The sequence below is a fragment of the Nafulsella turpanensis ZLM-10 genome, assembly GCF_000346615.1.
GTDB lineage: Bacteria > Bacteroidota > Bacteroidia > Cytophagales > Cyclobacteriaceae > Nafulsella > Nafulsella turpanensis.
Map to the genome: position 1 here is coordinate 19,139 of NZ_ANNU01000073.1, position 9,142 is coordinate 28,280.

Here is a 9,142-nt window from a genome sequence, read left to right on the forward strand (position 1 = left end):
ATGTTTTTTTGTCTGTCTGGTTTGATAAAGGGCAAATAAAAAACCCTGCTGAAGAGCAGGGTTTTGGATAAAATATAAAAGCCTGTAAGCTTATTTCTTTTTGTAGCGCTGGTTGAATTTCTCTACGCGACCGGCGGTATCTACAAATAGTTTCTTACCGGTGTAAAATGGATGAGAAGCTGAGCTCACTTCTATTTTAACCAGGGGATAAGTTTTGCCATCTTCCCACTCAATAGTATCGCTGGTGGAAATAGTAGAGCGGGTCATAAACTTGTATTCGCTTGAAGTGTCGTAGAAAACCACGTCTCTGTACTGCGGATGGATATCTTTTTTCATTGTATATAAAATTTTTATTGCCTGTTTTTTCTCTCCCAAAAGAGGCACAAATTTAGGGGTAAAAATTTTAAAATGCAAAATGCCTTGCATTCTATTCTATATGTTTCGTAAATTTTGGACTGGGTACTGTGGTAAGTGATGGTTTTCTTTCGTAAATATCCTGCTTCTTTTTGAGAAAATTCCTTTCTTTGTAGTGGTCTTGTGCAGCCATATTATGAATAAGATTAAACAAATATTTTTTATTGATGATGATGAAATCAATAATTTCATCCTGAAGGAGATATTTGAAAGTCAGGACAATGATATAAAAGTGACTTTCTTTACAGAGGCTGCAAAGGCTTTGGTTTATGTGGAGGCACTGGTACAGGGAAGTGCCAGCCCTATGCCGGATATTATTTTCCTGGATGTAAAGATGCCGGAAATGGATGGCTTCGATTTTCTGGATGCTTTTGAGCAAAAAGGGCTTAATGAAAAATTTAGGGTACCGATTTTTATGCTGACTTCCTCCGTAAATCAGCGGGATATTTCCAGGGCAGCTACTTATCGTGCTGTAAAGGAGCTTATTACCAAACCCCTTACTTTTGAAAAGCTGCAGGAGCTGGAAGATAAATACTATTAAAGGTATTTAGCTTTAAAGCCCTGTAAAACTTTTTTCATTTCATCCGGCAAACGGTTTTCGGCCTCTTTGCTGATAACTTCCGGTAAAGTGCCATAGAATGCATGGGCAATAGCGCCACTGATGCAGGCCTGTGTGTCGGCATCCCCACCTAAAGAAACAGCAAGCCGGATGGCTTCCTCCACATTGTTACTCTCCAGAAAACAGATGATGGCCTCCGGTACCGATGCCTGACAGCTTACTTCAAAACGGTAGCCAGGGCGAATGTTTTCTATAGTCCTTTGTAAATTGTAGCCTGCAAAGGAGCTTATCCATTCTTTTACATCTTCTTTCGAGGCTCCCTGTCTGCACATAAAAATAGCGCCGGCTACTACCTGTGCGCCCTTTATTCCTTCTGGGTGGTTGTGGGTAATTTCGGCGCTTTTGTATGCTTCCTTTAGGGTTTGTTCAAGGGTGTCGAATGCCCATCCGACAGGGCTTACCCGCATTGCCGAACCATTGCCCCAGCTTTCGTAGGCTACCGAGCAGCGGCTCATCAGCCACTGGTAAAAATTCTTGCCATAGCCGGCCTGCGGGTATTTACGGCCCCACTGCTTAATGGCCGCGGCATAGCTCTTGCCTGTGAGGAGGCTGTCTGCCACCGCTACAGTAAGAACAGTATCGTCGGTAAGGCGGCTCTCCTCTCCGAAGAGCGGGAATTCAATTGTTTTAATTGGCTGAAATTCATACACGGAACCAATAATGTCACCTGCAACTGCACCAAGCATATCTGAGAAATTTATTATACTTTTACCCTTAAATTAACAGCCGATATGGCTGAAAGGGTATAGCTGATTAAGTGAATTTATGAAAAGAAGGTTTAAGCTGAGTTGCAGGAAAGGAATGTTAACAGTGTTTGGCTTTCTGTCGCCTGCACTGCTGCTGGCGCAGAGCGTTTGGGCACCGCAGGACCCTGGCTATTATCATTTGCTGGACCGTTACGAGCTCAGGCAGGGCTCATTTTCTTCGACTTTTTTTACCAGCTTTAAACCCATAGGGCGGCAGGCCATTGCCCGCTTTGCCGAAGAGCAGCTCGCCAGTGCAGACTATGACCTGAGCCGGGCAGATCGCTTTAACCTGCAGTACCTGCTGAACGATAACTGGGAATGGACAGAGGCGGCTGAGGTAGCGCAAAAACCACTTCTAAAGTACTTCTATCGTGCCAGTCCCGATTTCTTACATGTCGAAAAGGAAGACTTTCAGTTGCATGTGAACCCTGTGCTGCACCTGATGGCAGGTATTGAAAGTGAGAGCGAGGTAAGGCCTTACCTCAACACCCGGGGGGTAGAGTTGAGTGCTACCATCGACGACAGGGTAGGGATATATACCTTTCTGGCCGAAAACCAGGCGGTTTTTCCAGTATATGTGCGGGAAAATATACGGGAACGGCGGGCGGTACCGGGCGAGGCATTCTGGAAGAACTTTAAAGAAAACGGAGTTGATTTTTTTTCCGCCCGCGCCTATGTGAGTGTGAGGGCAACGGAGCATATTGGTGTACAGTTCGGACAGGACCGCTTCTTTATCGGCAATGGTGTGCGCTCCCTGGTTCTATCGGATTATGGCAATTCCTATCCGTTTTTAAAGGTGCAGACAAAGGTGTGGCGGTTTAACTACACCAACCTTTTTGCGCAGCTGAGAGGCGATGCTCCTGCTTCAACTGGCGGGTCACTGAACCAGGGTGCTCCGAAAAAGTTTATGGCGCTGCACCACCTGAGTTTTAATATCACAGATGATTTTAATATTGGGCTGTTTGAGGCCATCATTTCCGGCGATAGTACCAGCAACGGAATAGAGCTGGAGTACCTGAACCCGGTTATTTTTTACCGGGCCGTAGAGCAGTATGGCGGCAGCGAAGATAATGCCCTGCTGGGGATGGACGCGAAATGGAACTTTCTGCGCCACTTTCAGCTATACGGGCAGCTGGTGCTCGATGAGTTTTTATTAAGTGCGTACCGGCAAAATAATGGATGGTGGGGTAATAAATGGGCCCTGCAGCTGGGTGGTAAATATGTAGATGTATTGGGCCTGCCTAACCTCGACCTGCAGCTGGAGTGGAACAGGGTGCGACCTTTTACTTATGCCCACAAAACCGACTACACCAATTACACCCATTACTCGCAGCCGCTGGCTCACCCGCTGGGTGCTAATTTCGACGAAAAGCTGGCCATTCTCCGCTATCAGCCTGCGGGCCGCTGGCTTATGACGGGAAGGCTGATGCAGGCCGATTATGGACGAGACCCGGCTGGAGTTAACTTTGGGGGCAACATCTTTAAAAGCTATATCACCCGCGAGCAGGACACTGGCAATACCATTGGGCAGGGAATTGCTACCAAAGTGCAGCGAGCCGATTTTGTACTTTCATACATGCCGGCACACCGCCTGTTTCTGGAGTTGCACCAGACTTTCCGCCAGCAGGAGAGTGCCCTGCCGGAAGAGGGCTCAAGCAGCAGTATCACCATGCTCGGGCTGCGCTGGAACATTGCTCCACGTGATTATCTCTTCTGAAAATGGAAATTCTCTACATCCTCGACCTGGTGGGAACCTTTGTGTTTGCCATTAGTGGTACGCTAACGGCGGCCGATAAGCGGCTGGATTTAATGGGTGCGACCGTAATTGGGTTTGTAACAGCCATTGGTGGTGGTACCGTTCGCGATTTGCTCCTGGGTATCCACCCGGTGGGCTGGATGCAGGATGTAAATTATCTATGGGTCATTCTGGCAGGGGTGGTTTGCACAGTATTATTTAAAGGGAATGTATTAAAGCTAAAGCGTACCCTCTCCCTTTTCGATACCATCGGTATAGGGGTATTTACCGTGTTAGGGCTTTCAAAGGCGCTGATGGCAGGAGTAGAGCCGGTTTTTGCTGTTATGATGGGGACTATTTCGGCCGTTTTTGGAGGCGTTATCAGGGATACCCTTTGTAACGATATTCCCATCATTTTCAGGCCTACAGAACTTTATGCCACGGTGTGTCTGAGTGGAGGCTGTGTTTTTCTGGGGCTGGAGTACCTAGGCTTAAATCTGCCACTCAATTATACCATCACCATTCTGTTTATCATTACTTTACGGATTGTTTCTATTAAGTTCGACTTTAAACTACCTGCCCTCAAGTAAGCAAAGGCCAATAGCCATGTAGTTTGGGGTTACAGTTGCGGAAGGAATTTAGCATTCCCTTAATTTGCCGTAACTTGCAGTTAATTAGCGGTACGGAATGAATACATATTTCAGATTAATATCTTTTGCAAAGCCCTTAGGTATAAGGGTTCCTAAATATATTCTTTTTACCCTTCTCTCCATCTTTTTCAGTCTGGCTACCCTTACTTTAATTGCGCCCATGCTGGAGGTACTGTTAGGGCAGCTAGAGGCGTCCGACCTGGAAATCTACAGCCAAAAGCCGGCCGTAGATTTTAACCTGGAGTACGTAAAGCACTGGTTCTACTTTTACCTGATCCGGTGGAAAACCGAGCTGGGCTCTTTTACGGCCCTTATGTACGTTTGTGGTATTATCCTCATCTCATCTTTATTCTCGAACCTCTTTAAGTACCTCTCAAATGTAGAGCTGGCGTACATTCGTACCAACTCCGTAACCAAACTGCGGAAAACGATTTTCGATAAGGTGAGTAGCCTGCATATAGGGTATTTTACCAATGAGCGCAAGGGCGATATCATGTCGAGGATTACCAATGACGTGCAGCAGGTGGAGGGCTCCATCGTCAATTCCCTGACGGTGATATTCCGGGAGCCGGCTACTATCATTGTTTACTTCATCATGCTCTTTGCTTTCTCCGTAGAGCTGACCTTGTTTACCATTCTGGTGCTGCCCATTTCAGGCTGGATGATATCCGGTATCGCCAAGCGCCTGAAACGGAAAGCCACTGAAAGCCAGGAAAGCCTGGGCAGGATTGTGAACATTCTTGACGAAACCCTTGGTGGCATGCGGGTTGTCAAGGCTTTTACCGCCCGCACCTTTGTGGCGGGCAGGTTCGGGCAGGAGGTAGACCATTATGGCGATGTCAATATCCATATGGCCAAGCGAAATGAACTAGCTTCGCCGCTCTCGGAGTTTCTGGGAGTATTTTTTGTGGTGGGTATTCTGCTGTATGGAGGCTACCTGGTGCTGAACGGGCAGTCGGAGCTGGACGGGCCAGACTTTATTACCTACATCGCCATTTTTACACAGGTGCTACAACCGGCGAAGGCCATTTCCAAATCATTTACCAGTATTCAGCGGGGGCTGGCTTCCGGGGAGCGTATTTTTGCCGTTATCGATACCCATTCTGCCATCACCAACAGCCCCAATGCGGTGCCGGTAAAGGAATTTAAAGAAGCCATTGAGCTGAAAGCGGTTTCTTTTGCTTATGAGGAAGAGAAAGTACTGAAAAACATTAGCCTTCGAATAGAAAAAGGGAAAACGGTCGCACTGGTAGGGCCTTCCGGCGGCGGTAAATCCACGCTGGCCGATTTAATTCCCCGCTTTTATGATCCTACACAGGGCGAAGTTTTGCTCGACGGAAAACCGCTGCCGGCTTACGAGGTGGAGTCTTTGCGAAGCCTTATGGGCATCGTAACGCAGGAGAGCATCTTGTTTAATGATACGATTTTTAATAATATCGCCTTTGGGCTGCCAGAGGCGAGCGAAGAGGCGGTAATAAGGGCGGCCAGAATAGCGAATGCCCATGATTTTATTATGGATATGGAGCAGGGTTACCAGACGCTGATTGGCGAACGGGGCGGCAGACTTTCAGGTGGCCAGCGGCAGCGGCTTAGCATTGCGCGGGCAGTACTCAAAAACCCGCCGATTCTTATTCTGGACGAGGCCACTTCGGCCCTCGATTCTGAGTCGGAATACCTGGTGCAGGAAGCTTTAACGAACCTGATGAAGAACAGGACATCTATTGTAATTGCTCACCGCCTGAGCACCATACAGCATGCCGATGAAATTGTGGTCGTGGAGAAAGGAAGAATAGTGGAAAGAGGAAGCCATTCAAGCCTGCTGGAAAGAGAAGGGCTTTATAAAAAGCTTACGCTGATGCAATCGGTTTAAGCATCAATTTCTAACATTTTTCTGCTATTTAGATTACATATTTAGGTTTACCTTATTATTGTTATGAAAAAATTAAGAACCACACTTATTGTAGTCAGCATTATCTACATAGTGTTGACCATTTTCTTTCTCCTGAACGACGAAACCCTCTTTAACACCTTTAACCTCATCAAGCTGATTGATTATCTGCAGTTGTGGATTTTGGTGAGCCTGGTGCTGCTGGCGGGTCTTATGCTCGCTGGAAGCTTATATGTAAGCAGCCTGCACAGGCAGAATAAAAAGCTGGAGGGAGATTATAATGCGGTAAAGGCCCGTTTGTACGACATTGAAGAAGAGCGCAAGTTAGAAATTGAAAACCGTCGTAGAGAAGAGGAGGAGACAGAACAGAAGCTGGAGGCTTTCAACAAGTCTCTAAGAAGCAAAGACCAGCCGGGTTCTGGCAAAGAAGACAGCTCTTCACAATTATAAAAAAGATGGAAGCAGTAGATGTGATAAAGGGCCACCTGAAGGAGGCGGCTCATGTGCTGGAGAATTTTTTAAGTAACCCGCAAAACCTTCAGCGTATCCACAAGGGGGCGAGTATAATGGCGGTTTCCCTGAAAAACGGAGGCAAAATTATCAGCTGTGGCAATGGCGGTTCTCATTGCGATGCCATGCACTTTGCCGAAGAGCTCACCGGCCGTTTCCGCGAAACACGTCGTCCGTTTCCGGCTATTGCCATTTCTGATCCCAGCTATATAAGCTGTGTGGCCAATGATTTCGGTTATGATCAGGTCTTCTCCCGCTTTATTGAAGGGCTTGGCCGTCCGGGCGATGTACTGCTGGCCATCAGTACCAGTGGTAACTCTCAAAACGTACTTAACGCTGCAGAAGCTGCCAAAGCCAGGGGTATGCAGGTAGTGGCGCTTACCGGCAAAGGGGGCGGCAAATTAGCCTACCTGGCCGATGCTGAAATCCGCGTTCCCCATAATGGCTATGCCGATAGGGTGCAGGAAATCCACATTAAGGTAATTCATATTTTTATTTATCTGATAGAAAAATTCGTGCAGTAGATGCTTGCAAAAACTTTTGGCAGTGCGGTATATGGGGTTAATGCGGTTCTGATTACCATAGAGGTAAGTGTAGGGCAGGGAACCCGCTTCTTTATGGTAGGTTTGCCCGATAATGCCGTAAAAGAAAGTGAGCAGCGGGTAGAGTCGGCTATTAAGCAGTATGGCTATAAAATGCCTCGCCAGAAGGTGGTGATTAATATGGCGCCGGCCGATATTAAAAAGGAAGGATCGGCCTACGATCTTCCTATTGCACTGGGCATTCTGCAGGCATCTGACCAGCTAAAAGCGCCGGAGCTGGACAGGTACATCATTATGGGAGAGCTTGCTTTAGATGGCAGTCTGCGGCCTATCAAGGGAGTATTGCCTATTGCCATTGAAGCCCGGAAACAGGGCTTTAAAGGTTTTGTGCTGCCTGAAGAAAATGCCTCGGAGGCCGCCATCGTTAATAATATTGATGTTATTGGTGTTACGAGTATTAAGCAAGCAGTTGATTTCTTCGAAGGAAAAGAGCAGATAGCGCCGCTGCAGTACGATACCCGTGATATCTTCTTCAGTAAGCTCGATGAGTTCGATGCCGATTTTGCCGATGTACAGGGGCAGGAAAACATAAAACGAGCCATGGAAATTGCCGCGGCTGGCGGGCACAATGTCATCATGATTGGCCCACCGGGTGCGGGAAAAACCATGCTGGCCAAACGCCTGCCCAGCATTCTGCCGCCCCTGAGCCTGCAGGAAGCACTCGAAACCACCAAAATTCATTCCGTAGCCGGTAAACTCGGTGGCAATGCCTCGCTGGTGGCCCGCCGTCCTTATCGATCGCCCCACCATACTATTTCGGATGTGGCGCTGGTAGGAGGCGGCGGTAATCCGCAGCCTGGAGAGATTTCCCTGGCACATAATGGCGTACTGTTTTTAGATGAGCTGCCGGAGTTCAAAAGAACGGTGCTCGAGGTGATGCGCCAACCCCTGGAAGAGCGGCGGGTGACTATTTCCCGTGCAAAAGTGTCGGTCGATTTTCCTGCCAACTTTATGCTGGTGGCCAGCATGAATCCCTGCCCCTGCGGCTATTACAATCACCCGGAAAAGGAATGCGTATGTGGTCCCGGCATTGTGCAGCGCTACCTCAACAAAGTAAGCGGACCGCTGCTCGACAGAATTGACCTGCATGTAGAAGTAACCCCCGTCTCTTTCGACGAAATGACCGCCAATCGGAAGTCAGAAAGCAGTCTGGATATCCGGGAGCGGGTAATGCTGGCCAGGAAAAGGCAGCAGGAAAGATTTAAGAAGTACCCGGAGGTGCACTCTAATGCCCTTATGCCTTCTCAAATGGTCAAGGAAGTCTGCCAGATAAACGATGCCGGCAAAAAGCTGCTCAAAACCGCTATGGAGCGGCTTGGTCTTTCCGCTCGTGCTTATGACCGCATTCTTAAAGTAAGCCGCACCATTGCTGACCTCTCCGACTCCGACGACATTAAAATCGAGCACCTGGCCGAAGCCATTCAATACCGCAGTCTCGACAGAGAAGGCTGGGCGGGTTAATTACTGAGAGGAGGAGAATTAGGGCTTCAGTAGTACAATCCATACACCCTAAACTCCCCTTTGCTGTTTAGTTCGAGCGCGGGAAACGGGAGCTTGATAAAGGTCATTCCTTTAAAAAGAGTCTTTAGAAATTTACTTTCGGTTGGAATCCGGGCCCAGTCAATATCGGCCGATAGCAGGAACTGCCGGTAGCGCTCGCTAGGCGGAATGGGTTCTCCCCTGTAGTAGCGCCTGTTTTCAAATTCCCCAAACATGCCATTGGCACTGTAGCCAACAGACAGCGCAAACCAGCCGGGAAGCTTATCTTTCAGCAGGAGGCGATTGGCCGGAATGCTGAGCCAGTAAGTATGGGCGTTGTAGTCGAGGAATAGGCTTTCAAGGGCATTATCGCCAAGGTAGCCATGGGCCATTTCCCGGTAGGGGGAGGGGGCAAAGCTGAACTTATACTTTAGATTTAATTGCCAAAAATAGTTGGTGAATCGCCTTCATTACACTTGTAATATCTTGATTTACAGGG

10 protein-coding genes are annotated in these 9,142 nt (G+C 48.0%); 7 read left to right on the forward strand and 3 right to left on the reverse strand.

Features of this window, described 5'->3' with window-relative positions; all coding sequences use genetic code 11:
- Positions 1-90: 90 nt before the first annotated feature.
- Complete coding sequence (locus tag F752_RS0121605; protein ID WP_026135909.1) at positions 91-336, reverse strand: type B 50S ribosomal protein L31; 246 nt, start codon at positions 334-336, stop codon at positions 91-93.
- A 214-nt stretch (positions 337-550) separates the two neighbouring features.
- On the opposite strand from F752_RS0121605, the gene F752_RS0121615 reads away from it, so the two are divergent.
- Positions 551-955 (forward strand): response regulator, encoded by a 405-nt coding sequence (locus tag F752_RS0121615; RefSeq protein ID WP_017733834.1) that lies wholly within the window; start codon positions 551-553, stop codon positions 953-955.
- On the opposite strand, the gene F752_RS0121620 is transcribed toward F752_RS0121615, so the two are convergent.
- Positions 952-1,719 carry an ADP-ribosylglycohydrolase family protein gene (locus tag F752_RS0121620; protein WP_017733835.1) on the reverse strand — a complete coding sequence of 256 codons (768 nt, stop codon included), beginning with the start codon at positions 1,717-1,719 and terminating at the stop codon, positions 952-954. The genes F752_RS0121615 and F752_RS0121620 overlap by 4 nt on opposite strands.
- Before the next feature lie 79 nt (positions 1,720-1,798).
- Here F752_RS0121620 and F752_RS0121625 point away from each other — a divergent pair, with 79 nt between their 5' ends.
- From F752_RS0121625 to F752_RS0121650, 6 genes are all read left to right on the forward strand, one after another.
- Positions 1,799-3,496, forward strand: a complete 1,698-nt coding sequence (locus tag F752_RS0121625; RefSeq protein ID WP_236614053.1) for a hypothetical protein — start codon at positions 1,799-1,801, stop codon at positions 3,494-3,496.
- A gap of 2 nt (positions 3,497-3,498) precedes the next feature.
- Positions 3,499-4,104, forward strand: coding sequence for a trimeric intracellular cation channel family protein (locus F752_RS0121630; RefSeq protein WP_017733837.1), 606 nt, complete (start codon positions 3,499-3,501; stop codon positions 4,102-4,104).
- Positions 4,105-4,201: 97 nt separating this feature from the next.
- Positions 4,202-6,034, forward strand: coding sequence for an ABC transporter ATP-binding protein (locus F752_RS0121635; RefSeq protein WP_017733838.1), 1,833 nt, complete (start codon positions 4,202-4,204; stop codon positions 6,032-6,034).
- A gap of 63 nt (positions 6,035-6,097) precedes the next feature.
- Complete coding sequence (locus F752_RS0121640) at positions 6,098-6,502, forward strand: hypothetical protein (protein ID WP_026135911.1); 405 nt, start codon at positions 6,098-6,100, stop codon at positions 6,500-6,502.
- 5 nt (positions 6,503-6,507) lie between these two features.
- Complete coding sequence (gene lpcA, locus F752_RS0121645; protein ID WP_017733840.1) at positions 6,508-7,086, forward strand: D-sedoheptulose 7-phosphate isomerase; 579 nt, start codon at positions 6,508-6,510, stop codon at positions 7,084-7,086.
- Positions 7,087-8,625: a YifB family Mg chelatase-like AAA ATPase gene (locus F752_RS0121650; RefSeq protein WP_017733841.1), complete on the forward strand. Its 1,539-nt coding sequence runs from the start codon at positions 7,087-7,089 to the stop codon at positions 8,623-8,625.
- 26 nt (positions 8,626-8,651) lie between these two features.
- Here the strand turns inward: F752_RS0121650 and F752_RS24845 are convergent, their stop codons facing one another.
- Positions 8,652-9,035 carry a hypothetical protein gene (locus F752_RS24845; protein WP_017733842.1) on the reverse strand — a complete coding sequence of 128 codons (384 nt, stop codon included), beginning with the start codon at positions 9,033-9,035 and terminating at the stop codon, positions 8,652-8,654.
- Positions 9,036-9,142 lie beyond the last annotated feature (107 nt).

Excerpts from the sequence above, each read along its gene's own strand:
- F752_RS0121625 (WP_236614053.1), top strand. The coding sequence starts at position 1,799 with ATGAAAAGAAGGTTTAAGCTGAGTTGCAGGAAAGGAATGTTAACAGTG.
- F752_RS0121615 (WP_017733834.1), top strand. The coding sequence starts at position 551 with ATGAATAAGATTAAACAAATATTTTTTATTGATGATGATGAAATCAAT.
- F752_RS0121635 (WP_017733838.1), top strand. The coding sequence starts at position 4,202 with ATGAATACATATTTCAGATTAATATCTTTTGCAAAGCCCTTAGGTATA.
- F752_RS0121650 (WP_017733841.1), top strand. The coding sequence starts at position 7,087 with ATGCTTGCAAAAACTTTTGGCAGTGCGGTATATGGGGTTAATGCGGTT.
- F752_RS0121640 (WP_026135911.1), top strand. The coding sequence starts at position 6,098 with ATGAAAAAATTAAGAACCACACTTATTGTAGTCAGCATTATCTACATA.
- F752_RS24845 (WP_017733842.1), bottom strand. The coding sequence starts at position 9,035 with ATGGCCCATGGCTACCTTGGCGATAATGCCCTTGAAAGCCTATTCCTC.
- lpcA (WP_017733840.1), top strand. The coding sequence starts at position 6,508 with ATGGAAGCAGTAGATGTGATAAAGGGCCACCTGAAGGAGGCGGCTCAT.
- F752_RS0121605 (WP_026135909.1), bottom strand. The coding sequence starts at position 336 with ATGAAAAAAGATATCCATCCGCAGTACAGAGACGTGGTTTTCTACGAC.
- F752_RS0121620 (WP_017733835.1), bottom strand. The coding sequence starts at position 1,719 with ATGCTTGGTGCAGTTGCAGGTGACATTATTGGTTCCGTGTATGAATTT.
- F752_RS0121630 (WP_017733837.1), top strand. The coding sequence starts at position 3,499 with ATGGAAATTCTCTACATCCTCGACCTGGTGGGAACCTTTGTGTTTGCC.